Consider the following 26131-nt stretch of genomic DNA (forward strand, 5'->3'; position numbering starts at 1 on the left):
TTGAACCACCCGCTCAGAAATCCCCAGTTCCGGCGCCTGTTCGCCGCACAGATACTGTCGCTGACCGGGGTCGGAATTCTGACGGTGTCGCTGGCGCTCAGTGCCTATGATTTCGGCGGCATCTCGCTGGGCGGTACCATTCTGGGCGGCATTCTGGCACTGAAGATGGTGGCCTATGTGCTGGTCTCGCCGGTGGCCGAAGCGGCGCTGTCGCACTATCCGCGTCGGCCGGTTCTGGCGATGATCGACCTTATGCGCATGGGCATTGTCGCGCTGATGGCGCTGGCCGTGGGGCCGTGGCAGGTGGCGGGGCTGGCCTTCGTGTTCTTCGCCTTCGCCTCGGGCTTCACGCCGCTGTTCCAGTCGGTGATCGCCGACATGATCCCGGACGAGGCCGAATACGCCCGCGCGCTGGCCCTGTCGCGGCTGGCCTATACGCTGGAGTCGATCCTCAGCCCGGTGATCGCCGCACTGGCGCTGAACCTGATCGCACCGGGGCAGTTGTTCTTCTTGGCCAGTCTCAGCTTTGCGGGATCCATCGTGATGCTGATGCTGACCCGGTTTCCCGCCCTTGTGGCCACCGCCAAGACCCCGTTCCGACAGCGCCTGCCGCGCGGTTTGCGGATCTACCTGCGCACCCCGCGCCTGCGCGGCCTGTGGCTGATGCAATTCGCCCTGTCGCTGATGATGGCCTGGGTGCTGGTCAACTCGGTCATCTACGCCGCCGCGCATTTTGAAACCGGCGTTGAATTCTATCCCCGTTTGATGACCTGCTATGGGATGGGTGCGGCGGTGCTGGCCCTGCTGGTGCCGCGCTTGCTGGACCATGCCAGCGAGCGGCGGATCATGACGCTGGGGGTTGTGATCTTCGCGGCTCTGGGGGCGCTGGTCCTGCTGTCGCCCGGCGAAACCGGCGCGCTGGTCCTTTGGTTCGGCTTCGGGGCGGCGGCCTCGCTGGTGCTGACCCCTGGCGGGCTGATCATCACACGCTCCAGCACCTCCGAAAATCGCCCGGCGGTATTTGCCGCGCAATTCGCCCTGTCCCATGCGGGCTGGCTGCTGGCCTATCCGGCCGCCGGTCTGCTGGGCGCGGCCGTCGGTCCGGCCCCGGCCATGGCCGGGCTGTGCATCGCGGCCCTTTTGACGCTGGTGCTGGCCGCCCGCGTCTGGGTGGCCGAACCGCCGGCCGGCCTGGTTCACGAACATCCCGAACTTCCCGAAGGCCATCCGCATCTGCGCGAACATTACGCGCAGGGCCATCGCCACCGGCATCGCTATTTCATCGACGACCTGCACCCGCATTGGCCCGGCAGCACCACCGCCTGAGCCCACCCCGTGCAGTTGAACTTCAGAGGTAAGAGACAGACCATGACACAGCCCACATTGCCCAGCATCGACGGCGCCGGACTGCCCGCACTGGAAGCGCGCCTGCACGAGGATCTTGCCTTCCTGTGCAGCCCCGGAAAATCCTGGGTGCCGCCCCGCAGCAAAGGCGATGAACCGGTGCATGACGTGGTCATCATCGGTGGCGGCATGTGCGGGATGGTGGCCTGGCTGGCGCTGAAAACCGGCGGCATCCACAACATCCGCGTGCTGGACCGATCGCCGGCAGGCTTCGAGGGCCCGTGGCTGAACTATGCCCGCATGGTCACCCTGCGCTCGCCCAAGGAGTTGACCGGCCCGGCCTTTGGCCATGGCGCGCTGACCTTCCAGGCGTGGTACCGCGCCCAGCATGGCACCGCGGCATGGGAGGCCCTGGGCAAGATCCCGCGGCCGATGTGGATGGACTATCTGCGCTGGTATCGCAAGGCGCTGGACATCCCCGTCGAGAACGAGGTTTCGGTGGATCGGGTGGAACCGGAAGGCGACCTGCTGCGGCTGCACCTGTCGGGGGCGGCGCAAGGCTCGATCCTGACGCGCAAGCTGGTGTCAGCCACCGGGCGCGATGGTACCGGCAAGCCCAACATTCCCGGCTTTGTCCGCGACCTGCCAAAAACGCTCTGGGCGCATTCTGCCGATGACATCGACTTTGCCGGTCTGAAGGGCAAGAAAGTGGCGGTGATCGGGGTTGGCGCCTCGGCGGTGGACAACTCTGCCGAGGCGCTGGAACATGGCGCCGCCGAGGTACGCCACCTGATCCGGCGCAAGACCATGCCCACCGTCAACAAGATGATGGGCATCGGCAGCTTTGGCTTCACCGCCGGGTATTCGGCCATGGAGGATGCGTGGCGCTGGCGCTTCATGCAATACAGCTTTGCCACGCAGACGCCCTCGCCGCATGGCTCGACCCTGCGGGTCAGCCGCCATGACAACGCCTATTTCCATTTCGGCAAGGCCACCACCAAGACCGAACAGGTCGGCGATCAGGTGAAGATCAGCTTTGCCGATGGCACCAGCTGGACCGCCGATTTCCTGATCCTCGGCACCGGTTTCGTGACCGATCCGCTGCAACGCAAGGAGTTCGGCGATGCCGCCGGGCAGATCCAGCTTTGGCAGGATGTCTATACGCCGCCCGCCGAGGAGGAAAACGCCGACCTGGGCCGGTTCCCCTATCTGAACCCGGATTTCACCTTCCGCGAGAAAGTGCCCGGCACCGCCCCCTGGCTGAAGAACGTCTATTGCTTCAACTACGGGGCCACGGCGAGCCTGGGCAAGGTCAGCGGCGATATTCCCGGTGTGTCCGAAGGGGCCGCTTGGCTGGCCCGCGACATTGCGGCGACGCTGTATACCGAGGATGTGGACACCCACTGGCAAGGCATGCTGGACTACGACACGCCCGAACTGGACGGCACCGAATGGACCGAAAGCGATCTTCCGCTGGAGGTCGACGCGTGAGCGATACCTGGTCCACCACTGCCGTGGCCGAAGGTGGCGTTGTCCCCGAAGGCCCCGGTGCGGCGGCGGTGACGCTGCGTGCCAATATCCTTGACATGACCCAGACCGCCGAAGAGGCCGTGCTGGCACCCGAAGACTGCGGCGCTTGGCCTGCCGATCTGCGTGCGGCGCTGGCGTCCCGCATTGCGCGGCTGAACCGGCTGGATGCGGTGGCAGACCGCTATGCCGGCCGCATGTCCGGTACCGCCTATGCCGGGCTGACCGATCCCGGCCAGGATGGCGCGGCAGAAGGTGTCGCGGAAGTGGTGGCCTTCATGGACAAGGTCGCCATGCAGACCCGTGACATTGCGGCGGCGGACATCGCAACCCTGCAAGCCGCCGGGATTCATGACGCCGATATCGTGCGCCTGTGCGAGTTGAACGCCTTTCTGGCCTACCAGTTGCGCCTGATCGCCGGGCTGCGTCTGATGACGGAGGTCCGCACATGACCGCTCGTGTCATTCACAAGTTCACCCGCAACGTGCCGCAATGGCGGCCGCGCGTGACCCCGGTCGACCTGGCCGAGGCGACGCCAGCGCAACTGGAGGCCCTGCAGGTCACCCCGTCAAACACCAAGGTGTCGGATTACGTACTGACTCTGGCCCATGACGTGGAAAGCCTGAAGGTGCGCTCGCCGCTGTTCAACGCGATCATGTACGACAAGGAGGGGCTGAGCCGATCCGAGCGCGAGCTGGGCGCGCTTGGCGCCTCGATCGTGAACCGCTGCATCTATTGCGCCGCTGTTCATGCCTCGCGCCACGCGCAGATCGAAAAGGACACCCGCGTCACCGACGAGTTGTTCGCCAAGGGGGAAAACGCCGACCTGAGCCCGCGCGACCGGGCGATCTTTGACTTCGCCCGCAAGCTGTCCGCCGCGCCTTCCCAGGCCAGCGCCGAGGATATGGACGCCCTGTGCGCCGCCGGTCTGGACGAAGCAGAAGTGCTGGACCTGATCCTGTCCACCGCGCTGTTCGGCTGGGCCAACCGGCTGATGCATGTGCTGGGCGACCCCGTCCGCGAGGAGGGTTCCGGATGAGCCTGTCTGTCGGCATCGCGGGCGCAGGTTCTATTGCGCTGGCCACCGCTGCCCTGCTGGAAAGCCGGGGCCACCGAGCGGTTCTGTGGTCGCCTTCGGGGGCAGGCACCAAGGGTCTGGACGGCGGCATCACCGCCAGCGGCGCGCTGGAGGGCCACTATCGCCCGTCCGTGGCCGACACGCCGGACGAATTGGCCGCAACGGACGTGCTGCTGGTGGCCGTGCCCGGCTATGGCCACAAGATGGTGTTCGACGCACTGGCCCCGGTGATCCGCGAGGGGCAGCATGTTATCATTTCGTCCCATGCCTCTTTCGGGGCGCTTTACCTGCGCGGCAAGCTGGCCGCACGCGGCGTGACCGCACCGATCACCTGCTGGGGCACCACCGCCGTGACCGGACGGCGGCAGGACGGGGCGGCGGTTCTGGTCAACACCATCCGTGCGCGTATCGACATGTGCACCGTGCCCGCCGATCAGCAATCGGCGGCGCTGGATCAATGCGAAACCCTGTTCGGTCCGGTCTTTGCCCCGCGCGACGGGTTGCTGGCGATCACCCTGTCGAACCTGAACCCGCAGAATCACATGGGCATCGCCCTTGGCAACATGACCCGCATGGAACGCGGCGAAAGCTGGAGCCAGGGCCAGAACGTCACCCCGAAGGTCGGCCGCCTTCTGGAACAGCTGGACGAGGAACGGCTGGCCATCGCCACTGCGCTGGAGCTGTCGGTCAAGACCATCTTCGAGCATTTTCACCAGTCGTTTCACGTGGCGGTCGCCTCGATCTCGGAGATGAACCAGCAGATGCACGCGCAAGGCAATGGCGGCACCGGTCCGGCCACCGCCGACAGCCGATATGTGACCGAGGACGTGCCTTACGGCCTGCTGCCGGTTGTCGTTCTGGGCCGTCTGGCGGGCAAGCCGGCGGTGCTGCACCAGGCCGGGATCGACATCTTCTCGGCCATGTACGGACGCGATTTCGCGACGGAGAACGAATTGCTGTCGGCGCTGGATCTGACCGCTTTCAGCCTGGATGACTTGACCACGGCGGCGCATACCGGAATTCTGCCTGACGCTACGCAAACAACGCCAAGCGCCTGACAAGGGCGTGCCACCCTCGCTGAGGGACCGGTCCGGTCCTTTTTCGAACCAACAAGGAGAGACAAGAATGTCGAAACTGATCCTCAATCGCAGGAAATTCCTGGGCACCACCGCCGCCACCGCAGGGATCCTTGCCAGCCCGGCCTACCTGCGCCGCGCCCATGCCGCGGGGGGCGAAGTCAACGTCTGGACCTACAACGACTTCGTGCCGACCGATTTCAAGAACGACTTCGAGAAGGACACCGGCATCAAGGTCAACGTCCGCCTCGTGGATGACCAGGGCAAGCAGTTCAACCTTCTGGCCGCCGAACAACCGAACCCGACCGTGGACATCATGACCGTGGCCGGCCACCGCTTCCTGCAGTTCATCGAAAACGATCTGCTGCAACCGCTGGACGTGGATCGCCTGCCCAACTGGACCACCATCAACCCGGTGTTTTCGGAAAGTGACTGGTCGACCATCAATGGCAACAAATGGGGTGCGCCGATCCTGTCGGGCATGGAAGTTCTGGCCTATAACAACGAGTTGGTGCCGGAAGAAGACGTGCAAAGCTGGATGACGTTCTTCTCGGACAAGTACAAGGGCCAGACCGCTTATGTGATCCAGGACATGATGTCGATCGTGATGCTGATGAAGGGCTACGACGGCAACATGGTCGAATACCTCAACGATCCCGAGCGTGCCGCCGAGATCGTCGCCGAGGCCCGCGATTTCCTGATCGAGAAGAAGCCGCTGGTGCGCAAGTACTATGACGGCGGTGCCGAAGTGCAGCAGATGTTCGTGAACCAGGACATCGCGATGGCCTGCGCCTGGAACGGCCCGATCGCGGCGCTGATGGCCGACGGGTTCCCGGTGTCGATGACCATTCCGAAGGAAGGCTCCTACGGCTTCGTCTACACCTACAACATCGCCAACAACTGTCCCAACCTCGACAACGCCTATACCTTCCTGAACGCCATCCTGGCGGAACCGGAAATTGGCGCGGCGATGACCAAGGCGTCGGGCTTCATCTCGACCTTCAAGGGGGCGGACGCCTATCTGACCGATTCCGAGAAAGCCGCGTCTTCGTTCACCGAAGAAGAACTGGCCAACCTGCAGTTCTTCCGCGCCGAGGCCAACGAGATGAAATACGGGCTGGTCGATCCGGCAGTGGAAGCCGTCAAGGCCGCCTGACCCACCACCCTTGCTTCGGGCCGCTTCCGGCTGGCCCGAAGCCACAGGTTCTGCAGTTGCAGAAAGGATAGTAACCATGACCAACACGGCATCTGTCGGGGCCAAGCGTGGCGCCCCCGCCGTGACCCGGCCCCCGGCGGCGGAAGACGCCACCCGTTGGGGCCGTCTCGTCGCCTGGAAACCCTACCAGGTCCTGACGGGTTTGATTTTTGCGTCGCCGCGTCGACAATTTCTGCTGCTGGGCATCATCCCGCTGATCTGGCTGATCACCCAGCACCTGGGCCCGATGCTGCAAATGTTCCAGGTGAGCCTGCTGGATGCCTATCCGGTGGCACCGGGAACAGAAACGCATTTCACATTAGACAATTACGGGACGTTCTTCAACGAAAGCGTGTTCCAGAAACCGTTCTTCCGAACCATCATCTACTCGGCCTCGCTGACCTTCGTCACCCTGCTCATCACCTATCCTGTGGCCTATTACCTGGCCCGCTATGTGAAGCGCGAGAACCAGTTGGCACTGCTGCTGCTGGTGCTGATCCCCTTCTGGACCGGCGAGATCGTGCGCACCTATGCCATCATGATCCTGCTGGGCAACAACGGTGCGGTGAACATCGCGTTGAAATGGCTGGGTCTGATCGACCGGCCGATCCCCTTCATGTTCACCGGCTTTTCGGTCAGCGTCGGCTTGATCTACCTGACCGCGCTGTACATGCTGTTGCCGCTGTATTCCGCGCTGGAAAAGCTGCCGCGCAACTTTACCGAGGCCGCCGCCGATCTGGGCGCGGGCCCCTGGACCCGGTTCCGGCGCATCACCCTGCCGCTGAGCCTTGAGGGCATCGGGTCGGGCTGTACGCTCGTGTTCCTGATCTCCACCGGTTATTACGGCACGCCGGTGCTGCTGGGCGGTCCCAACAGCACGGTGTTTGCCCAGACCATCGCCGGCTTCTTCCATGTCGCCGGGGACAAATGGCCCACCGGTGCGGCCTTTGCCGTCATCATGTTCGTGGCCGCCCTGGTGCTGAGCGGGATCTTCACCCGCCTGATCGCCTTCCTGCGCAAGGGAGACAGCTGATGACCCGTTCGCATCGTGTCGTTCTGTCCGTCGTTTTCTGGGCCTTCGTCGTCTATCTGTTCGTGCCGCTGGCGCTGATGATCCTGATGGGCTTCAAAGACAGCAAGTTCATCGGCTTCCCGATCAAATCCTACACGCTGGACTGGTACATCGGGGTCTTCGGCGACACCGAACTGATGGTGACCTTCCTGTATTCGGTGGCCATCGCCGTGGCCTCGACCCTTGTCTCGGTGCTGATGGGCACCTGGCTGGCGGTGATGCTTGCGGGGCGGGCCTTTGTCGGCCGGGCGGCAGTCTATGCGCTGATGATCCTGCCGGCGCTGGTGCCGGGCGTGATCTCGGCCATCGCCTTTCGCATCTATGCCCGGCAGCTGGGGATCGAACCGGGGATGTTCGCCATCATCTGGGCGCATGCCGTCCACAACGTGCCCTTCGTGACGCTGGTGGTCATGGCGCGCCTGACCACCCTGCCCAGAAGCATGGGCGAGGCCGCCCGCGATCTGGGCGCCGATCCTTTCGTGACCTTCACCCGGATCACGCTGCCTTATCTGAAACCGGCGCTGATGGGGGCCTCCATCTTCTGCCTGCTGCTCAGCTTCGACGACTTCGTGCGCTCGTTCTTCCTGGGCAGCTATCAACCGACGCTTCCGGTGCTGATCTTTGCCAAGCTGCGCTCGGGCATGTCGCCGGAAATCAATGCAATCTCTGCCGTGGCGCTGGTGCTGACCGCGGTGCTGGGGGTCTGGGCCGAACGTTCCAGCCGCCGCATGAACAAGGACACCTGAAAATGAGCTCCGAAAAGGAACCGCTTGTCCGCCTGGAAGGGATCTCGAAAAGCTTCGGCAAGGCCGTCGCCCTGCACCAGATGGATCTGACCATCAATCCCGGCGAATTCGTCACCTTCCTGGGGCCGTCGGGCTGTGGCAAGTCCACCACCCTGCGCATCCTCGGCGGGTTCGAGAAACCCGACACCGGCCGCATCATCCTCAGCGGCGAGGATGTCACCGCCCTGCCGCCTGAACGACGCCATATCAACATGGTGTTTCAGGACTACGCGCTGTTTCCGCATATGACCGTGGCGCAGAACATGTCCTTCGGGCTGGAACTGAAAGGCATGTCCAAGACCGCGATCAAGGCGCGGCTGGACGAGTTGATGACCTTTCTGGAACTGACCCCCTTTGCCGACCGCTATCCCTCGCAACTGTCGGGGGGGCAGCGGCAGCGGGTGGCGCTGGCGCGGGCGCTGGCCCCGGATCCGGACCTGCTGTTGCTGGATGAACCGCTGGGTGCGCTGGACGCCAAGTTGCGCCACCAGGTGCAGCTTGAACTGAAGTCGATCCAGCGCCGGACCCACAAGGCCTTCTTCTTCGTGACCCACGATCAGGAAGAGGCGCTGACCATGTCCGACCGCATCGTGGTGATGAACGCGGGCAAGATCGAACAGGACGGCACGCCCGAGGATCTGTACTTCCGCCCGGCCAGCCGCTTTGTCGCCGAATTCGTCGGCGACACCAACCTGATCGAAGGCGAGATTCGCGGTGTGGACCGCGCCAGCGGACAGGTGAGCTTTGACTGGCAGGGCATTCCGCTGATCGGTCTGGCGGCCTCCGGTGCGCCGCAGGCAGGGCAGAAGATGGCCGCCTCGCTGCGACTGGAAAACCTGTCACTGCACGCCGAACAGCCAGGAACCGCCAACGCCGTGCGCGGGCGGATCACCGAACGCGTGTTCCTGGGCAGCCGCAGCGCCGTGGACATCGCACTGGAGGATGCACCGGGGCAGACCCTGCGCGCCTTCACCGATGCAGCGACCCTGTCCCGGCATGGCGATGCCCCTGTCTGGGTGTCGTGGGACGCCGACGCCATGGCGATCCTGTCGCACTGAAAGACGCGGGGCCGCCGGGTGCGGCCCTGCCCGACCGCCGACCGGCAGGTGCCGCAGGTCTTGCCCGAACGGCACCGCCCGATGCCGCCATGTCAGTCCGGCACCGCGATCCTGCCAGAAAAATATCTGTTTCAATCGCCGGCGACTCGCGCCAATGTGGCAGTCCATGACCACTTGCGTGACGCATACGATGACAGGCGCCCAGTTCCTTCGAGGGATCCCGATATCCTTCTCCGCCGATGCAGCCGCGTCATGCATTCGCCTGCTTGCCCGCGTTGCGTGCTATGGTGACCGGACCGGCGCAGGCGCCGCACGGCCCCGGCCCGCCTTGCGCGGCGATGACACAGGGCGCGCGGTTTGATCGCCGATCTGCTAGGCAGACCCATCCGCCCCTGCCGCCGATCCGGCAGGCATACGCCCGATAATCCGGTCCCGTACAGCGCAGCTTTTGCGCGCATGGGCACCCCCGACTTTCGGTCCCGACCGGACCACCAGGAGACCAGACGAGTATGACCCCATTTGCAATTGCCGGCATCCAGATGCATGTCGATCCGCTTCATTCCAATGTCGATGCCATGTTGCACCGCATCGACATTCTGATGGCGCGCTTTCCGTGGACCCAGATGGCGGTGTTCAGCGAACTGGCCGCCTATGGTCCGCTGCACCGGTTCTCAAAGCCCTTCCCCAACGAAGACATCGTCCGGTTTCAGGAAAAGGCGCGCAAGCATCGGCTTTGGCTTATCCCCGGCTCGATGTTCGAAACCAAGGAAGATGGCCGGATCCTGAACAGTTCGGTGGTCATCGACCCCGATGGCAACATCGTGGCCACCTATTCCAAGATGTTCCCCTTCCGCCCCTACGAGGAAGGCATCTCGGCCGGCAATGAATTCTGCATCTTCGATGTCCCCGAGGTCGGCCGCTTCGGTCTGTCGATCTGCTATGACATGTGGTTCCCCGAAACCACGCGGCAACTGACCAGCCAGGGCGTCGAGGTTCTGCTGCATCCGGTGCTGACCGGCACTGCCGACCGTGAGGCCGAAATTGCCATTGCGCGGGCCACGGCGGCGCAGTTCCAATGCTATGTCTTCGACATCAACGGGCTGGGCTCGGGTGGGGTCGGACGGTCGCTGGTGGTCGATCCTGCGGCGATGGTGCTGCACCAGTCGGCGGGGCAGGACGACATGTTTCCCATCGAGATCGATCTCGATCAGGTGCGCCGCCAGCGCGAATTCGGCCTGAAGGGGCTAGGCCAGGTTCTGAAGAGCTTCCGCGACCGCGAGGTCAGTTTCCCGATCTACGATCCGGGCAGCGGCTCGGACACCTATCTGCACGCGCTTGGTCCGTTGGAAACGCCCAAGCAGGGCTCACTTGCCGGTCTCAGCGCCGCCGACCCGCGCACCATGCTGGAAGAGGCCGAGGAAAAGGCCGTTGCCAGCTGGCATCGCGAAACGGGCTAAGCGCCCGCCGCATTCCCCAGTGTCGTACGAGTTCACGTCATTACGAGACTTCACCAGCCAAAGAGAGCAGGTTTGACCATGACGAAACGACCAACCGAAGCGTCCGGAAGCAAGCCGGGTCAAGGCGACGGACAGAACCTGCCTTCGATCGGGGAATACTACAGCGCCACCCAGTTGCGCGCCGATCGGTGGAGTACCCTGCGCGAAGTTGCCGAAGGTCTGGCCTTGCATCCAAGCGAAAGCCGCCAGCGGAAATCCCTGCTGAACCGGGCCGAACAGCTGTTCGCGGCCCTGGCCCCGATCGAGGCCTATTGGGCCTTCCCGGGCGCTGCGGCCTTCAACCACATGCGCAAGCTGGTGGAAAACCGCAACGTCGACGACTTCTGCCACAGCGTGCTGCGCACGTCGCGGGCGCTGTCGTCGGGCGCCTATCGCCGCCGCGTCGTGCCACTGATGTCCAACGAGGTCGACGCCGAGGATTTCGAGGACGAAGCCTCGCTTTCGCCCGAGGAACGCGCGTTGGGGCGGCCCTATTTCGAAGTGCTGATCGTTGACGACCTGAGCGAGCATCAGGAACGCTGGCTGCGCCGGAGTCTGCAACGCGCCCGCCGCCCCGAAGATGCCTTCATCTACGAACCGGTGATCGTGCCCAGCCTGGAAGACGCGCTGATCGGCATCATGTTCAACTTCAACGTGCAGGCTGTGGTGGTCAGGCCCGGTCTGACCCTGAAGTCGCGCAACGGTGTGTCGATCCTGAACAAGTACCTCACCAGCGTCAGCGAGGATGAAGAGGTCGACGGGTTGCGCCCCGAGGAATACGGCCCCGAAACCTGCCGGCTGGTGCACAAGATCCGGCCCGAACTGGACACCTATCTGGTCACCGACCGCTCGGCCGAAACCATCGCGGCGATGGATCTGGGCGGCTGCCGGCGGGTGTTCTACAATCAGGAAGATTTCCTTGAGTTGCACCTGAACATCCTGCGCGGTGTGAACAGCCGGTTCAAATCGCCCTTCTTCACGGCGCTGAAAGAGTATTCCAAGCAACCCACCGGCGTCTTCCACGCCATGCCGATCAGCCGCGGCAAATCCATCGCGCGCAGCCACTGGATCCAGGACATGGGCGCCTTCTATGGTCCCAACATCTTCCTGGCCGAAACCTCGGCCACCAGCGGCGGGCTGGACAGCCTGCTGGAACCCAAGGGGCCAATCAAGAAGGCCCAGGAATCCGCCGCCCGCGCCTTCGGCTCGAAACAGACGTTCTTTGCCACCAACGGCACCTCGACCTGCAACAAGATCGTGGTGCAGGCGCTGATCCGGCCGGGCGACATCGTGCTGGTGGACCGCGACTGCCACAAGTCGCACCACTATGGCATGGTGCTGGCCGGGGCCAATGTGGTCTATATGGACAGCTATCCGCTGCACCAGCATTCCATGTATGGCGCGGTGCCGACCAAGGAAATCAAGCACAAGCTGCTGGAACTGAAAGCCGCCGGGAAACTGGACCGGGTGCGCATGGTGCTGCTGACCAACTGCACCTTCGACGGGCTGGTCTACAACACCGAACGGGTGATGGAGGAATGTCTGGCGATCAAGCCCGACCTGGTGTTCCTGTGGGATGAAGCCTGGTTCGCCTTCGCCCGCTTCAACCCGGCCTACCGCCGCCGTACCGCGATGCATACGGCCGGAGCGTTGCGCCGGACGCTGAAAAGCCCCGAACGGGCGCTGGCCTGGGAAAAGCAGCAGGCCGATCTGGCCGATGCCGACGACGAGACCCTGCTCAACACAAGGCTGATCGCGCCGCCGCATGCACGGGTGCGGGTCTATTCCACGCAGTCGACGCACAAGACCCTGACCTCGCTGCGGCAGGGATCGATGATCCATGTCTACGACCAGGATTTCAAGGGCGAGACCGAACAGGCCTTCCACGAAGCCTATATGACCCATACCTCGACCTCGCCGAACTACCAGATCATCGCCTCGCTGGACGTGGGCCGACGGCAGGTGGAACTGGAAGGCTACGAGTTCGTGCAGCGCCAGATCGACAGCGCCATGACGCTGCGCCGGGCCATCAACACCCATCCCAAGCTTGAGAAATACTTCAAGGTTCTGACCGTGGCCGACATGATCCCGGCCGAATATCGCGAAAGCGGGATCGAGAGCTACTATGATTCAAAGCAGGGCTGGACCGATGCCTGGGATCACTGGGGCAGCGATGAATTCGTGCTGGACCCGTCCAAGGTGACACTTGCCGTGGGCGGCACCGGCTGGGACGGCGACACCTTCAAGACCCAGATCCTGATGGACAAGCACGGCATCCAGATCAACAAGACCTCGCGCAACACCGTGCTGTTCATGACCAACATCGGCACCACGCGATCCTCGATCGCCTATCTGATCGAAGTGCTGCTGGGGATTGCCAACGATCTGGACGATCTGCTGGACGATGCCTCGATCATGGAGAAACGGTCGTTCGACAACCGGGTCAAAAGCCTGGTGGAGCATGTGCCTCCACTGCCCGATTTCAGCCGCTTCGACACCGCCTTCCGCAATGGCGAAACCCCCGAAGGCGACATCCGCACGGCCTTCTTCCTGGCCTATGACGAGGAAAATTGCGACTACCTGAATCTGGACGACGGGATCATGGCCAAGCTGGACGCGGGCGAACAGCTGGTGTCGGCTTCGTTCATCATCCCCTACCCGCCGGGTTTTCCGATCCTTGTGCCGGGACAGGTCATCAGCCGCGAGATTCTGACCTTCATGCGTGCGCTCGACGTCAGCGAAATCCACGGCTACCGCCCGGATCTGGGCCTTCGGGTCTTTGCACCCCATGCGCTGGAGCGTCTTTCAAAGAACTGAACCACCGACGAGGGAGTTACCATGCCAAAGAAAAAGCTGAAGAACATCTCTGAAATCCGTCGGTACTTCCACACCAACGAGGATCCGATCTATTTCGTGTCCGCCACCAACTTCAACCTGCTCGGCATCGACGAATGGGTGAAGAACTTCAAGTACATCTGCTACATGGACTGCTTCGACGGGCGCCATCCCAACGTGCTGGTGCCCTCCGAGGTGCCGCACGACGAATTCCAGTCGATCGAGGACATCAACAACTACCTGTTGCAACACAAGGAAGTGGTGGATTTCGTCAGGCAGCGCGGCGGCAAGCCCAAGTTCGTCTTCCTGATGTTCAACGAAAAGACCGAAGCCCTGGTCAAGGAGTTGGGCGGCGAGATCTGGTTCCCCAAGGCGGCCCTGCGCGAGCGGTGCGACAACAAGATCGAAACCGTGCGCATCGGCGACGAGGCCGGGGTGCCGTCGGTGCCCAATGCCCTGCACGAGGTGAAAAGCTACGCCCATCTGCAGAAGATCTGCAAGGACGCCGGGCTGGGCAACGACCTGGTGCTGCAATCGGCCTTTGGCGACAGCGGCCACACCACGTTCTTCATCAAGTCCGAGGCGGACTTCCAGAAGCATGAACACGACATCGTCGGCGAAGGCGAGATCAAGATCATGAAGCGGATCGACTGCCGTGGCTCGGCCATCGAGGCTTGCGCCACCAGCCAGGGCACCATCGTCGGCCCGCTGATGACCGAGCTTGTGGGCTTCAGGGAACTGACCCCCTATCGCGGCGGCTGGTGCGGCAACGAGATCCTCGCGACCTCCTTCCCGTCAAAGGCCCGCCAGCAGGCCCGCGAACTGACTTTCAAGTTCGGCGAGCAGTTGCGCAAGGTCGGCTATCGCGGCTATTTCGAGCTGGATTTCCTGATCGACAAGAAGACCGGAGTACTGTGGCTGGGTGAGTTGAACCCACGCATCACCGGGGCCAGTTCGATGACCAACCATGCCGCCTTTGCCCATGCGGATGCGCCGTTGTTCCTGTTTCATCTTCTGGAATTCTCGAAAAAGCCCTTCTCGCTGGACGTCGAGAAAATCAACGCGCGCTGGTCCGATCCGGACATGATCGACAGCTGGTCGCAGATGGTCATCAAGCACACCGACGACAGTGTCGACATGGTCACCGAGGCCCCGCAAAGCGGCATCTACACGATGCTGGACAATGGCAAGGTGGTCTTCGACCGGTTCGACTATCACCGCCGTGCGGTGGAAACCGAAAACGAAGCCTTTTTCCTGCGCATCCTGAACACCGGCGATTACCGCTATGAAGGCGCCGATCTGGGCATTCTGGTCACCCGCGGCCGGTCGATGACCAAGGCTTTCGAGTTGAACGACCGCGCCAAGGCGTGGATCGACGGCATCAAGTCGGCGTTTACGGCACGGCCCTTGCCGGCGGCGCAAGCCTCCGGCGAACCTGCCTTCAAGATGATGTAAGCGTGTCTGTTCGGTTTCAGGCCCTCAGTGAAGACGACCCCGGCCCGATCTGGACCGGGTTGTTTCAGGAGTTCTGGCCGGCCTACAGGGACTGGTGGGCGCGCGAGGGTCTGACAGCCCGCCCGACCTATCTGGAAAGCCGCATCGCCCTGCGTCGCCACATGCCCGAGATCCTGCCGCTGTATGACGAGCTGTGCGAACTGGCCGGCGGCAGCGACAGCGCGGCGCGGTTTCTCAGCTACTATTGCCCGCCCCGCTATCTGTCCGGCTGCAGCCAGGCGGTCTGGCGCGGCGATGCCCCTTTGCTGGTGCGCAACTACGACTATCACCCGCGGGCCTTCGACGGGATCTTGCTGAAGTCTTGCTGGCAGGGCCGATCGGTGATCGCGATGACCGACGGGCTCTTTGGTCTTGTCGACGGGATGAACGATGCGGGTCTGGTGGTGTCGTTGACCTTCGGCGGGCGGCGCGAGGTCGGCGAAGGCTTCGGTGTGCCGCTGATCCTGCGCTATATCCTGCAAACTTGCGAAACCGTGGCCGATGCCGAGAATGTGCTGCGCCGTGTGCCCTGTCACATGAGCTATAACGTCACCGCGCTGGACCGATCCATGCGCTTTGTCACCGCCTATCTGACGCCGGACCGGCCCACCATCATCTCGAACACGCCGGTGGCGACCAACCATCAGGAACGGGTGGAATGGTCCAGCCACGCCCGTTTCACCGCCACGGTCGAGCGCGAGAAATTCCTGCTGAACCGGCTGACCCTGCACCCCGAGACCGCGGAACGCTTCATCTCCAGTTTTCTCAAGCCGCCACTCTATTCCATGGCGTTTTCGCGGGGCTTCGGCACGCTGTACACGGCGGCCTACCTGCCCGCTGAAGGGGCAGTGCAACTCAGGTGGCCGATGCACACATGGACCCAGAGTTTCACCAGCTTCACGTCCGGTGCACAGCTTGTCGCCTTTCCCGACACTGACCCCGGCGCCATCGTCTGAGCCAATCCGGCGGCCGGGGCTTTGAACGCGACGCGCACCGACCGGCTTGCCAACGGAAAAAGGCGGCCCCCTTCGGGCCGCCTTTCAGGTCTTCGATCCACTGTTTCCTAGCTGCCGTGCCCGGTGGCGTCGCGATACCAGGCCACGATCTGCATCCGCGCCTCGGGATCCATGTCGATGGCATTGGGCGGCGGCATGGCGTGGGTGCGGCCCGCCTGCATGTAGATCTGCTTGGCGTGGCGCGCCACATCGGCCTCGGTCTCAAGCACAACGTGCTTGGGCGCCCAGTTCAGCCCTTCCCACGACGGTTCGCGTGCGTGGCACATGGAGCAATTGCCGACCACTGCGTAGAAGGCATCCTCGAAACTGTCCACCGAGGCGAACTTCTGCTCGGCTGGCGTCAACTCGCGGGCTTCGGATTCCTCATAGGTGTCGATGCCGGGGACGGTCGACAGCCAGGCGATCACCACCATCAGAAGCACCGTGGCCAGCCAGGTCCAGTTCGGCCCCTTGCCGGTGCGGTGCATGGTGTTGAAATAGTGGCGGATGGTGACGCCGGTCAGGAAGATCAAGCTGGCGATGAGCCAGGCGTAATGCGTCCCGAAGGCCAGCGGATAGTGGTTCGACAGCATCAGGAACACCACCGGCAACGTCAGATAGTTGTTGTGGGTCGACCGCAGCTTGGCGATCTTGCCGTATTTGGCGTCCGGCGTGCGGCCTTCCTGCAGATCCTTCACCACGATGCGCTGGTTCGGCATGATGATGAAGAAAACATTGGCGGTCATGATGGTGGCGGTGAAGGCCCCCAGATGCAGCAGCGCGGCGCGGCCGGTGAAGATCTGGTTATAGCCCCAGGACATGATCACCAGAATCACGAACAGCAGCAGCATCAGCAGGGTCGGGTTCTCGCGCAGCCGGGACTTGCACATGGCATCATAGGCCAGCCAGCCAAGGGTCAGCGACCCGCCCGAGATCAGGATGCCCTGCCACAGCGCCAGTTCGACCTTGCTGGGATCCAGCAGGTACAGTTCTCCGCCGACCCAGTAGACGATCATCAGCAAGGCCGCACCGGACAGCCAGGTGGTGTAGCTTTGCCATTTGTGCCAGGTCAGATGCTCGGGCATCCGCGCCGGAGCCACAAGGTACTTCACGGTGTGGTAAAAGCCGCCGCCGTGCACCTCCCATTCCTCGCCATAGGCGCCGGCGGGCAGGTCGGCATTGGGCTTGAGCATCAGATCGAGCGCGATGAAATAGAACGATGCGCCGATCCACGCCATGGCCGTGATGACGTGAAGCCAGCGGACCGAAAAGGCCACCCAGTCCCACAAGATTGCCAGTTCGAACACAGTGCTTCTCCCAGTTTTTCGGTGTCTGGACGACCCTAGTCCAAGCCGGTTTATTCTGCTATCGGTGTGAAAGTCCAAGCAGCATCAAAAAAAAACGAACAATGTCCTATCTCGACAATATCCGCACCTTCGTGCGTGTCTATGAATTGGGCAGCATGTCTGCCGCTGGTCGGGATCTACGCGTGTCTCCGGCGGTGACCTCGGCGCGAATCTCGCAGCTGGAGGAACATCTGGGCGTGCGCCTGTTCCAGCGCACCACGCGCAGCCTGACGCCGACTGAACAGGGCAAATCGTTCTATCGCGGCGCGACCGAGATCCTGGAAGCGGTGGAAAACGCCGAAGCGCAGATCGTCAACATCACCGACAATCCCAAGGGGTCGCTGTATGTCGCGGCCCCCTTGGGCGTTGGCCGGCGGCTGATTGCGCCGAAGGTGCCCGAGTTCCTGGCCGAATATCCCGAGGTCAGCGTCCGCCTGCGCCTGACCGACCGGCGCGTGGACCTGACGACCGAGGGTCTGGACCTGGCATTCTTTCTGGGCCAGCCTCAAGACAGCAACCTGCGCATTCGCAAGATCGCAGATGTGGCGCGGGTGCTGTGCGCGGCGCCCGCGTATATCGCGCAGCGCGGGATGCCGGCCAGCGGTTTCGATCTGGTGTCAGAACAGCACGAATGCCTGAGCCTGCGGTTTCCCGGCGCGACCGAGTTTCAGTGGCTGTTGTCGACCGAGGACGGGCCCAAACGGTTCCGGGTGTCGGGACGCTACGAATCCGACGATGGCGATGTTCTGACCGACTGGGCGCTGGCCGGTCACGGGATCGCCATGAAGCCGGTGTTCGAGATTGCAGAGCATCTGCGTGCGGGCGCGCTGGTTCCGGTGGCCGTCGAGACACCTCCGGAACCCATTCAGATGGCCTGCCTGTTTACGCATCGGCGACGGCAGGATCCCAAATCACGGCTGTTCATGGACTTCATGATCGACCGCATCGGCGCAATCATTCGGGACACGGATCAGCCCTGACGCGCAGGTCTCAGCTGCCGCGATAGGTGCTGTAGCCGAAGGGCGACAGCAACAGAGGCACATGATAGTGCGAAGGCTCGGACATGCCGAAGCGCAGCGGGATCTGGTCCAGGAAGCGCGGGGATTCCGCAGGCACACCACAGGCATCCAGATAGGCGCCGACGTGGAACACAAGCTCATAGGTGCCGGTCTGGAATTCCGTCGGCGGCAGGATCTGCTCGTCGGTGCGGCCGTCGTCGTTGGTTGAGACCTCGCGCAGCAGTTTACGGCTGTCGCCGTCGATCAGGAACAGCTCGATTTTCAGGCCATGTGCGGGACATCCGCGCGCAGTGTCCAGAACATGGGTGGTCAGATATCCGGGCAAGGTTGTGTCTCCTTCGTGATTTACAGTTAACTAGTCCCTGCCGCCCTCAGGTGGCAAAGGGGGTCTGCAAAGAGGCTCCTTCTAATATTTTTTGATAATGCTAGGTGATTTTCCAGTTTATCAAGTGGTAAAACCAGAGGGAACCCAAGTTGACACGATATCCAAGAGACATGATCGGCTACGGCCCCCGGACGCCCAAGGCAAACTGGCCCGGCGGCGCGAAGATCGCCATCCAGATTGTGCTGAACTACGAAGAGGGCGGCGAGAACAACATCTTGCATGGCGATGCAGCCTCGGAGGCCTTCCTGTCCGAGATCACCGGCGCCCAGCCCTGGCCCGGTCAGCGGCACTGGAACATGGACACCATCTATGAATACGGCGCGCGGGCCGGGTTCTGGCGGGTCCATAGCCTGCTGAAGGACACGCCGATCACCGTTTACGGCGTGGCCACGGCGCTGGCGCGCTCTCCCGAGCAGACCGCCGCGATGCAGGCGGCGGGCTGGGAAATGGCCAGCCACGGTCTGAAGTGGATCGAACACAAGGACATGTCGCCGGACGAGGAACGTGCCCAGATCCGCGAGGCCATCCGCCTGCACACCGAGGTGACCGGCGCCGCGCCACGCGGCTGGTACACCGGGCGCTGTTCCATGAACACGATCGACCTTGCGGCAGAAGTGGGCGATTTTGCATATATTGCAGACAGCTACGCCGACGATCTGCCCTATTGGGTCACCGCAGCTGGCAAGCCGCAGTTGATCGTGCCCTATACCATGGACTGCAATGACATGCGGTTCGCGATCCAGGCGGGATTCACCAATGGTGCCCAGTTTGAAAGCTATCTGAAGGACAGTTTCGACATGCTGTATGCCGAAGGTCAGGCCGGCGCCCCGAAGATGCTGTCCATCGGCCTGCACTGCCGCCTGGCAGGCCGCCCCGGACGCGCTGCCGCGCTGAAGCGGGCGCTGGACTATTTCCGCCAACACGACGGGGTCTGGTTCGCGACCCGTGAACAGATTGCCGACCATTGGGCACAGGAGCATCCCCCGAAGCCACAGGCGACACCGTCGCGGATGGACAAGGCCACCTTCGTGCAGGAATTCGGCGGCGTGTTCGAACACAGTCCGTGGATTGCCGAAGGCGCGCACGACCTGGAACTGGGCCCGGCACATGACTGTGCGGCTGGGGTGCACAACGCCCTCGCCCGCGTGTTCCGCTCGGCCAGTCCCGAACAGCGTCTGGGCGTGCTGACCGCGCACCCCGATCTGGCCGGCAAACTGGCCGCTGCCAAGCGCCTGACCGCGGAATCCACGGCCGAACAGGCCTCGGTCGGGCTGGATGCGCTGACGGACGAGGAACGCGCCAGTTTCACCAAGCTGAACGAAACCTATACCGAGAAATTCGGCTTTCCCTTCATCATCGCGGTGCGCGACAACACCAAGGATTCGATCATGGCCGCCTTCGAGCGCCGCATCGGCAACGATCGCGACACCGAGTTCGCCGAGGCCTGCCGCCAGGTCGAACGGATCGCCGAGTTGCGACTGCAAGAGAAGCTGGGCGCATGAGCGATACCATCCAGGTGCAGCCGCTGACCGCCGAGGCGTTTGCCCCGTTCGGGGACGTGCTGGACGTCAGCGGCACCCCCGACAAGCTGATCAACCAGGGTCTGTGCGGCCGGTTCCACGACCGCGCGACCCTGGACTTTGCCGATGGCCGCGCCGGGATCAGCCTGTTCAAGGCGCAACCGCGTGCCCTGCCCTTGAAGCTGGACATGGTCGAACGGCATCCCGACGGCAGCCAGGCCTTCCTGCCCATGAGCCAGGAGCCGTTTCTGGTGGTCGTAGCACCGGATGAGGGGGACAAACCGGGCGTGCCGCGGGCCTTCGTGACCGCGCCCGGACAGGGCGTCAACTATCATCGGGGCGTCTGGCACGGGGTTCTCGCCCCCCTGTCAGAGCCGGGACTGTTCGCGGTCGTGGACCGTATCGGCAGCGGCCCCAATCTTGAGGAACACTGGTTCGCACAGGACATCGTGATCGTCAAAAACTAGGACGCGCCGGAGGAGGAGCCGGTTCGCCCACAAAGGAGAGACAGACACCATGGCAGATTCTTCAATCGGGACAGCGGCACAGCTCCGCGATCCCAACTACACCCCACCGATGGCAAAGGCGATCCCGCTGGGCATCCAGCATGTTCTGGCCATGTTCGTGTCGAACGTGACGCCGGCCATTATCGTGTGCGGCGCGGCGGGCTTCGGCTTCGGCTCGAACTCGCCCGATTTTCCGCAGATGATCTATATGATCCAGATGTCGATGTTCTTTGCCGGACTCGCGACCCTGATCCAGACCATCGGCCTGGGCCCGGTGGGGGCCAAGCTGCCGATCGTGCAGGGCACGTCGTTTGCCTTCATCCCGGTGATGATCCCGCTGGTGGCGGGCAAGGGCGTCGATGCCATCGCCGTGCTGATGGGCGGGGTTTTCGTGGGCGGCCTGTTCCACGCCTTTCTGGGTCTCTACATCAAGAAGATCCGCTTTGCCCTGCCGCCGCTGGTCACCGGCCTTGTGGTGACGATGATCGGCCTGGCACTGGTCAAGGTCGGCATCCAGTACGCGGCGGGCGGCGTTCCGGCCATCGGGACACCGGAATACGGCTCGCTCCAGAACTGGTTCGTGGCCATGGTGGTGATCTTCGTCACCCTCGGGCTGAAGTTCTTCACCCGTGGCATGATTTCGGTCTCGGCGGTTCTGATCGGTCTGCTGGTGGGGTACGCGGTGGCCTTCATGATGGGCATGGTCAACTTCAGCAACGTCGGCAACGCGGCCAGCTTTGCCCTGCCGAACCCGCTGCACTTCGGGATGGAGTTCACCTTTGCCGCCATCCTTGGCTTCTGCCTGATGGGCTTTGTCTCGGCGGTTGAAACCGTGGGCGACGTTTCGGGCATCACCAAGGGCGGCGCGGGTCGTGAAGCCACCGACACCGAGATCCAGGGCGCGACTTTCGCCGACGGTCTGGGCACGGCTGTGTCGGGTCTGTTCGGCGCCCTGCCCAACACCTCGTTCTCGCAGAACGTCGGCCTGATCGCCATGACCGGCGTGATGAGCCGCCACGTGGTGACCATCGGTGGTATCTTCCTGATCCTCTGCGGTCTGGTACCGAAGATCGGCGCCATCATCGCGACCGTGCCGATCGAGGTTCTGGGCGGCGGCGTCATCGTCATGTTCGGCATGGTGGTCGCGGCCGGTGTCTCGATGCTGTCGGATGTGGTCTGGAACCGCCGCAACATGGTGATCTTCGCCATCGCGCTCAGCCTGGGCCTGGGCCTGCAACTGGAACCGGGCGCGCTGCAGTACCTGCCGTCGACGCTGAAGGTTCTGGCCACTTCGGGCATCCTGCCCGCCGCGCTGATCGCCATCGTGCTGAACCTTGTTCTGCCCGAGGAACTGGCGGATGAGGCCACCGAAGAGGTTTCGGGCGGCATGGCCGGTCACGGCCACGGCTCGCTGCCGCACGACGATCACGTCTGAAAAACCTGCATCGGCGGCCTGACAACGGGCCGCCGGAGCGCTAGACAGACTAAGGGCGGTGCACCGGCGTGCGCCGCCCTTTCTTGCTGAAAGGACAGCGGATGCTGCTAGAGACCATTGTTCTTGCCCTGGCCGGGTTCGGCGCGGGCATCGTCAACGCCATTGCCGGCGGCGGCACCTTTCTGACCTTTCCGGCGCTGGTCTGGGCCGGGGTGCCCCCGGTGATGGCCAATGCGACCAGCACGGTTTCGGTGTTTCCGGGCTATCTGGGCAGCGTGTTCGGCTATGTGAACGAGTTGAAAACACTCAAGCGCGCGCAAATGATCCGGCTGACCGCGATCACGCTTGCGGGCGGGCTGGCGGGTTCGTTGCTGCTGCTGGTGTCCTCGAACGAGGCCTTCTCGCTGATCGTGCCTTTCCTGCTGCTGTTCGCCACCACCGCCTTCCTGTTCGGGCAGGATCTGAAGGTCTGGGCCGAACGCCATGCCCGCGGGTTCCGCCCCGAGGGCGCCATCGGCCTGTTCCTGGTCAGCCTTTACGGCGGCTATTTCAACGGTGGGCTGGGCATCGTGCTGTTGTCGCTGTTCGCCCTGTGGGGCTGGCGCGACATCCATCTGTCCAACGGGGTCAAGAACTGGTTGTCGTTTGCGCTGTCGTCGATCTCGGTAGCGACCTTTGCCATTGCCGGGATCGTGGTCTGGCCCAAGGCGATCCTGATGATGATCTTCGCGGTGGCCGGCGGCTATTGCGGCGCCTGGGTGGCCAAGGCGATCCCGGTCAGGGCGGTGCGGACCATCGTCGTGGTCATCGGCTACGGGATGAGCGCCGTCTTCTTCGCCCGCCTGTTCGGGCTGTGACGGCGCTGCGCCCCCGGTTTCTCAATCCGTGGCGCACAACTCCCGCGTGAGGACGGCCGGGGGGGTGGATTTCGTCGGGCGGCCCGCGACATAGACCTCGGCAATGGCGCGGTCGTCGCCCAGCGTTTGCAAGATGAACAGCTCTTCGCTGAGGCTTTGGGCGCGCTGCATCCGCAGTTGCATGGCATGGGTGGCACAGGAGTCCAGCACCACGATGTCGGCTTCGGTTCCGGCGTCCAGCGTGCCGATCTTGTCGTCAAGCCCCAAGGCCACGGCATTGCCCCGCGTGATCCAGTGCAAGGCGCGCAGGGGGTGCAGCTTCTGGCCCTGCAACTGCAGGATCTTGTAGGCCTCGCTGAGGGTGTTCAGCATCGAATAGCTGGTGCCTGCGCCCACGTCCGTGGCGATGGCATTGGTGATGCCCTGCCCGCGCAACCCGGCGTCGTCGAACAGCCCGCTGCCCAGAAACAGGTTCGAGGTCGGACAGAACACCGGCTTGGCCCCGGTTTCGGCCAGCACAGCGATCTCGCGCGGGGTCAGGTGGATCGAATGGCCCAGCAGCATCTTCGGCGTCAGCAGACCCGCCCGTTCATAGACGCCCAGATAGTCGGGCGCGTCGGGAAACAGCTCGGCGGTATAGGCGATCTCGTCGTGGTTCTCGCTCAGGTGGGTCTGGACGTAGCACTCGGGATGTTCGGCCACCAGCGCGCCGGCCATCTCTAGCTGGGCCTGGGTCGAGGTGATGGCAAAACGCGGAGTGATCGCATATTGCGCCCGGCCCTGCCCGTGCCATTTGGCGATCAACGCCTTGCTGTCGTCATAGCCCGATTGCGGCGTGTCGCGCAGCCCGTCGGGGGCGTTGCGATCCATCATCACCTTGCCGCCGATTATCCGCATGTCGCGGCGCGCGGCCTCGGCAAAGAACGCCTCGGCAGAGGCCGTATGCACCGAACAATAGGCCACGGCGGTGGTGGTGCCATGGGCGCCAAGAAGGTCAAAGAAATGGCGGGCCATGGCGGCGCAATGATCGGGATCGGCAAAGCGGGTTTCCTCGACAAAGGTATAGCCGTTCAGCCAGTCCAGAAGCTGCGCCCCCCACGAGGCGATGACCTGCACCTGCGGGAAATGGATATGGGTGTCGATGAAGCCGGGCATCAGCAGATGCGGGCGGTGGTCGGTCACCGGAACGTCCGCCGCTTTCGCCGCGACCTGGGCAAAAGGCCCCATGGCGCGGATCGTCCCGTTCTCGATCAGGATCGCGCCGTCGTCGTGATAACTGTAGGCACTTGTGTCGGCGGCGTCGGTCGGCTCGGCATGAAACGTCAGGATACGCCCGCGCAACAGGCGGCGGCTGGGGTCTTGGGTCATCTGGAAATTCCGTCGTGATTTGATGCGGGCCATGGGAGGAGAGAGACCATGGCCCGCAGGGATGTTCGCGCCCCGCGCGGGGCGCGAACCTCGTTACTCGGCCGGGGCGGCGGGCGGCTCTTCGGTGACCGCGTTGGGGTTCACCAGATCCTCGTCCTTGTGGAACTTGGGGTAGATGAACAGGAAGGCTGCCGCGATCAGATAGCCTGCCGACACGCCGCTGAGGACCGGCCAATGCAGGCTGGCGCCGTGGATGATCCCCAGCGAGGACATCACCGCCGCCGCCAGGGCAAAGCCACCGGCATTACGGAAGTTGCCGTCGATCACGCTGGCCACGATGGCGCCCCAGATCAGGCCGGTCAGGATGGCGCCCTGGCTAAGCGCCAGATGGCCTTCGAAATGCGCCCCTTGCTGCAACAGCGCCCCAGTCAGGTCGGGATCGCCGAGGCTGGGCAGGCCGACCACGCCGGTCGCCGCCAGTGCCGCGATCATCGCGCCCCATTTGATCATCAGGAAGGCCGAGACATGGGGCATCATCGCGATGGTCACGGCGGCCATGTGGTCGGTCTTGACCGAATGCGCGGTGTTGGTGATCAGGCTCAGCGCCACGAAGACCAGCACCGGCGCGGCGGCGGCCACCGGGATCAGGTTGTTGAGGAAGGCCAGCAACCCGAAGAAGGCCGCCAAGGGGATCACGATGCCCACGCCGATGATATAGCCCGAATGCGCCCCCATGCGTTTATAGGCCGGGTGTCCGATATAGGCGGTGGTCGGGAAAGGCGATCCGAAAAGCGCGCCGATCATGGTCCCGGCCCCGTCCGTCACCTGGCACAGCGCCACCGGATAGTGGTCGCCCGCAGCCTCGGCGCTTTCCACGTTGTTCATGGTTTCGATGAAGTTGTAGATCTGCACCGGCACCAGGACCAGGAACAGTTCCGGGTTGTCGAACAGATGCTGGATGCCGACCACAAGGTCACCGAAATACGGCACGGGCGGGTAGAAGCCGACGCCATCGAAGCTGAACCGCGCTTCGCCGATCAACAGGGCGACCACGGTGCCCACGATCAGGGCCAGCAGACCGGCGGGAATGTTCCACGGCAGGCGGAACCGGCCCACCAGCCCCCACAGGATGATGATCATCGAGGCAAAGCCGACGAAAGGGTTTTCAAAGACGATGGCCAGCGGCACGGTGCCGATGAACACCAGCGCGATGCCGCACAGGGTGCCCAGCATGCCTGCCCGCGGGGTCACGCGCTTCAGCCACGGCCCGACGATGGCGCCCAACCCGGCGACGATGCCGCCCATGAAGCCCGCGCCGATGCCCACCTGCCAGGCCAGAACCGGATCGTTGGTGGCCCAGTAGATCGGCCCGATCACCCCGAACAGGTAGACGAACATCACCGGGGTCGAGATGCCATACGGCAGGGCCGTGACATCGCGGCCATGCTGTGCTGCGGCCCGTTTGGCCAGCAGCACATAGACCGCGACCCCGGCCAGAATGGCGATGGCCGCGCCCGGAATGATCCGACCGAAGACGATCTCGGCCGGCATCTGGAACACGAACTGGCAGATCCCCGCCAGCACCATCAGGTTGATCAGGTTGTCGGTGAACAGCGCCCAGAATGCGCTGAAATCGCTGCGATCAAACAGCTTGTAGTGATAACTCCCATCCCTCATGGGGACCTCCTTTTCAAACCGGCGCGCCCTGCCCATCCTCCCGGACAGTTGCGCGGCCTGCTC

At 63.5% G+C, this 26131-nt stretch carries 22 protein-coding genes; 18 read left to right on the forward strand and 4 right to left on the reverse strand.

The window, feature by feature from the left end; all coding sequences use genetic code 11:
* The 13 genes from H8B03_RS14850 to H8B03_RS14910 all read left to right on the forward strand — a co-directional run bounded on the left by H8B03_RS14850 (position 1) and on the right by H8B03_RS14910 (position 15916).
* A complete protein-coding gene (locus H8B03_RS14850; protein WP_193142670.1) occupies positions 1 to 1326 on the forward strand; it encodes an MFS transporter in 1326 nt (441 codons plus the stop codon).
* 42 nt (positions 1327 to 1368) lie between these two features.
* The gene (locus H8B03_RS14855; protein WP_193142671.1) at positions 1369 to 2835 is read left to right on the forward strand and encodes an NAD(P)-binding domain-containing protein; all 1467 of its coding nucleotides are present in this window, start codon (positions 1369 to 1371) and stop codon (positions 2833 to 2835) included.
* The gene (locus tag H8B03_RS14860) at positions 2832 to 3323 is read left to right on the forward strand and encodes a hypothetical protein (protein WP_226925974.1); all 492 of its coding nucleotides are present in this window, start codon (positions 2832 to 2834) and stop codon (positions 3321 to 3323) included. Before H8B03_RS14855 ends, H8B03_RS14860 begins: the two co-directional genes overlap by 4 nt.
* Entirely contained in the window at positions 3320 to 3910 is a 591-nt protein-coding gene (locus H8B03_RS14865; RefSeq protein WP_193142672.1) for a peroxidase-related enzyme, read from the forward strand. The genes H8B03_RS14860 and H8B03_RS14865 overlap by 4 nt, the downstream gene beginning before the upstream one ends.
* Positions 3907 to 5007: an NAD/NADP octopine/nopaline dehydrogenase family protein gene (locus tag H8B03_RS14870; RefSeq protein ID WP_193142673.1), complete on the forward strand. Its 1101-nt coding sequence runs from the start codon at positions 3907 to 3909 to the stop codon at positions 5005 to 5007. Before H8B03_RS14865 ends, H8B03_RS14870 begins: the two co-directional genes overlap by 4 nt.
* 67 nt (positions 5008 to 5074) lie before the next feature.
* Positions 5075 to 6181: a PotD/PotF family extracellular solute-binding protein gene (locus H8B03_RS14875; protein ID WP_193142674.1), complete on the forward strand. Its 1107-nt coding sequence runs from the start codon at positions 5075 to 5077 to the stop codon at positions 6179 to 6181.
* A gap of 76 nt (positions 6182 to 6257) precedes the next feature.
* The gene (locus tag H8B03_RS14880) at positions 6258 to 7253 is read left to right on the forward strand and encodes an ABC transporter permease (RefSeq protein WP_193142675.1); all 996 of its coding nucleotides are present in this window, start codon (positions 6258 to 6260) and stop codon (positions 7251 to 7253) included.
* Complete coding sequence (locus H8B03_RS14885; protein WP_193142676.1) at positions 7253 to 8038, forward strand: ABC transporter permease; 786 nt, start codon at positions 7253 to 7255, stop codon at positions 8036 to 8038. The genes H8B03_RS14880 and H8B03_RS14885 overlap by 1 nt, the downstream gene beginning before the upstream one ends.
* Positions 8039 to 8040: 2 nt before the next feature.
* Entirely contained in the window at positions 8041 to 9135 is a 1095-nt protein-coding gene (locus tag H8B03_RS14890; RefSeq protein ID WP_193142677.1) for an ABC transporter ATP-binding protein, read from the forward strand.
* A gap of 509 nt (positions 9136 to 9644) precedes the next feature.
* Positions 9645 to 10592 carry a carbon-nitrogen hydrolase family protein gene (locus H8B03_RS14895; RefSeq protein WP_193142678.1) on the forward strand — a complete coding sequence of 316 codons (948 nt, stop codon included), beginning with the start codon at positions 9645 to 9647 and terminating at the stop codon, positions 10590 to 10592.
* Positions 10593 to 10670: 78 nt separating this feature from the next.
* Entirely contained in the window at positions 10671 to 13448 is a 2778-nt protein-coding gene (locus tag H8B03_RS14900; protein WP_193142679.1) for an aminotransferase class I/II-fold pyridoxal phosphate-dependent enzyme, read from the forward strand.
* Positions 13449 to 13469: 21 nt separating this feature from the next.
* Complete coding sequence (locus tag H8B03_RS14905; RefSeq protein ID WP_193142680.1) at positions 13470 to 14921, forward strand: biotin carboxylase; 1452 nt, start codon at positions 13470 to 13472, stop codon at positions 14919 to 14921.
* A 2-nt stretch (positions 14922 to 14923) separates the two neighbouring features.
* Positions 14924 to 15916 (forward strand): C45 family autoproteolytic acyltransferase/hydolase, encoded by a 993-nt coding sequence (locus tag H8B03_RS14910; RefSeq protein ID WP_193142681.1) that lies wholly within the window; start codon positions 14924 to 14926, stop codon positions 15914 to 15916.
* A gap of 107 nt (positions 15917 to 16023) precedes the next feature.
* Here H8B03_RS14910 and H8B03_RS14915 read toward each other — a convergent pair whose 3' ends face one another.
* Positions 16024 to 17262 carry a urate hydroxylase PuuD gene (locus H8B03_RS14915; protein WP_193142682.1) on the reverse strand — a complete coding sequence of 413 codons (1239 nt, stop codon included), beginning with the start codon at positions 17260 to 17262 and terminating at the stop codon, positions 16024 to 16026.
* Positions 17263 to 17363: 101 nt separating this feature from the next.
* Between H8B03_RS14915 and H8B03_RS14920 the strand changes: the two genes are divergently transcribed.
* Positions 17364 to 18281, forward strand: coding sequence for a LysR family transcriptional regulator (locus H8B03_RS14920; protein ID WP_193142683.1), 918 nt, complete (start codon positions 17364 to 17366; stop codon positions 18279 to 18281).
* 10 nt (positions 18282 to 18291) lie between these two features.
* On the opposite strand, the gene uraH is transcribed toward H8B03_RS14920, so the two are convergent.
* On the reverse strand, positions 18292 to 18645 hold the full coding sequence (gene uraH / locus H8B03_RS14925; protein WP_193142684.1) for a hydroxyisourate hydrolase: 354 nt from the start codon (positions 18643 to 18645) through the stop codon (positions 18292 to 18294).
* 149 nt (positions 18646 to 18794) lie between these two features.
* On the opposite strand from uraH, the gene puuE reads away from it, so the two are divergent.
* The 4 genes from puuE (at position 18795) to H8B03_RS14945 (ending at position 23023) form a co-directional block, all read left to right on the forward strand.
* Positions 18795 to 20207, forward strand: coding sequence for an allantoinase PuuE (gene puuE / locus H8B03_RS14930; protein WP_226925975.1), 1413 nt, complete (start codon positions 18795 to 18797; stop codon positions 20205 to 20207).
* Positions 20204 to 20692 carry an ureidoglycolate lyase gene (locus H8B03_RS14935; protein ID WP_193142685.1) on the forward strand — a complete coding sequence of 163 codons (489 nt, stop codon included), beginning with the start codon at positions 20204 to 20206 and terminating at the stop codon, positions 20690 to 20692. Before puuE ends, H8B03_RS14935 begins: the two co-directional genes overlap by 4 nt.
* Before the next feature lie 49 nt (positions 20693 to 20741).
* Entirely contained in the window at positions 20742 to 22166 is a 1425-nt protein-coding gene (locus H8B03_RS14940; RefSeq protein WP_193142686.1) for a uracil-xanthine permease family protein, read from the forward strand.
* 101 nt (positions 22167 to 22267) lie between these two features.
* Positions 22268 to 23023 carry a sulfite exporter TauE/SafE family protein gene (locus H8B03_RS14945; RefSeq protein ID WP_226925976.1) on the forward strand — a complete coding sequence of 252 codons (756 nt, stop codon included), beginning with the start codon at positions 22268 to 22270 and terminating at the stop codon, positions 23021 to 23023.
* A 21-nt stretch (positions 23024 to 23044) separates the two neighbouring features.
* On the opposite strand, the gene guaD is transcribed toward H8B03_RS14945, so the two are convergent.
* Both guaD and H8B03_RS14955 read right to left on the reverse strand, forming a co-directional pair.
* A complete protein-coding gene (guaD, locus tag H8B03_RS14950) occupies positions 23045 to 24391 on the reverse strand; it encodes a guanine deaminase (RefSeq protein WP_193142687.1) in 1347 nt (448 codons plus the stop codon).
* Positions 24392 to 24484: 93 nt separating this feature from the next.
* Positions 24485 to 26068 (reverse strand): xanthine/uracil/vitamin C permease, encoded by a 1584-nt coding sequence (locus H8B03_RS14955; RefSeq protein WP_193142688.1) that lies wholly within the window; start codon positions 26066 to 26068, stop codon positions 24485 to 24487.
* Positions 26069 to 26131: the final 63 nt, after the last annotated feature.

It is taken from the genome of Meridianimarinicoccus sp. MJW13, from assembly GCF_014901205.1.
Lineage (GTDB): Bacteria > Pseudomonadota > Alphaproteobacteria > Rhodobacterales > Rhodobacteraceae > Meridianimarinicoccus.

What these genes read in the sequence shown, in the direction of transcription:
- H8B03_RS14935 (WP_193142685.1), top strand. Translation starts at nt 20,204, where the DNA reads ATGAGCGATACCATCCAGGTGCAGCCGCTGACCGCCGAGGCGTTTGCC.
- H8B03_RS14875 (WP_193142674.1), top strand. Translation starts at nt 5,075, where the DNA reads ATGTCGAAACTGATCCTCAATCGCAGGAAATTCCTGGGCACCACCGCC.
- H8B03_RS14890 (WP_193142677.1), top strand. Translation starts at nt 8,041, where the DNA reads ATGAGCTCCGAAAAGGAACCGCTTGTCCGCCTGGAAGGGATCTCGAAA.
- H8B03_RS14855 (WP_193142671.1), top strand. Translation starts at nt 1,369, where the DNA reads ATGACACAGCCCACATTGCCCAGCATCGACGGCGCCGGACTGCCCGCA.
- H8B03_RS14885 (WP_193142676.1), top strand. Translation starts at nt 7,253, where the DNA reads ATGACCCGTTCGCATCGTGTCGTTCTGTCCGTCGTTTTCTGGGCCTTC.
- H8B03_RS14900 (WP_193142679.1), top strand. Translation starts at nt 10,671, where the DNA reads ATGACGAAACGACCAACCGAAGCGTCCGGAAGCAAGCCGGGTCAAGGC.
- H8B03_RS14865 (WP_193142672.1), top strand. Translation starts at nt 3,320, where the DNA reads ATGACCGCTCGTGTCATTCACAAGTTCACCCGCAACGTGCCGCAATGG.
- H8B03_RS14870 (WP_193142673.1), top strand. Translation starts at nt 3,907, where the DNA reads ATGAGCCTGTCTGTCGGCATCGCGGGCGCAGGTTCTATTGCGCTGGCC.
- guaD (WP_193142687.1), bottom strand. Translation starts at nt 24,391, where the DNA reads ATGACCCAAGACCCCAGCCGCCGCCTGTTGCGCGGGCGTATCCTGACG.
- H8B03_RS14880 (WP_193142675.1), top strand. Translation starts at nt 6,258, where the DNA reads ATGACCAACACGGCATCTGTCGGGGCCAAGCGTGGCGCCCCCGCCGTG.
- H8B03_RS14905 (WP_193142680.1), top strand. Translation starts at nt 13,470, where the DNA reads ATGCCAAAGAAAAAGCTGAAGAACATCTCTGAAATCCGTCGGTACTTC.
- H8B03_RS14945 (WP_226925976.1), top strand. Translation starts at nt 22,268, where the DNA reads ATGCTGCTAGAGACCATTGTTCTTGCCCTGGCCGGGTTCGGCGCGGGC.
- H8B03_RS14895 (WP_193142678.1), top strand. Translation starts at nt 9,645, where the DNA reads ATGACCCCATTTGCAATTGCCGGCATCCAGATGCATGTCGATCCGCTT.
- H8B03_RS14920 (WP_193142683.1), top strand. Translation starts at nt 17,364, where the DNA reads ATGTCCTATCTCGACAATATCCGCACCTTCGTGCGTGTCTATGAATTG.
- H8B03_RS14940 (WP_193142686.1), top strand. Translation starts at nt 20,742, where the DNA reads ATGGCAGATTCTTCAATCGGGACAGCGGCACAGCTCCGCGATCCCAAC.
- H8B03_RS14955 (WP_193142688.1), bottom strand. Translation starts at nt 26,068, where the DNA reads ATGAGGGATGGGAGTTATCACTACAAGCTGTTTGATCGCAGCGATTTC.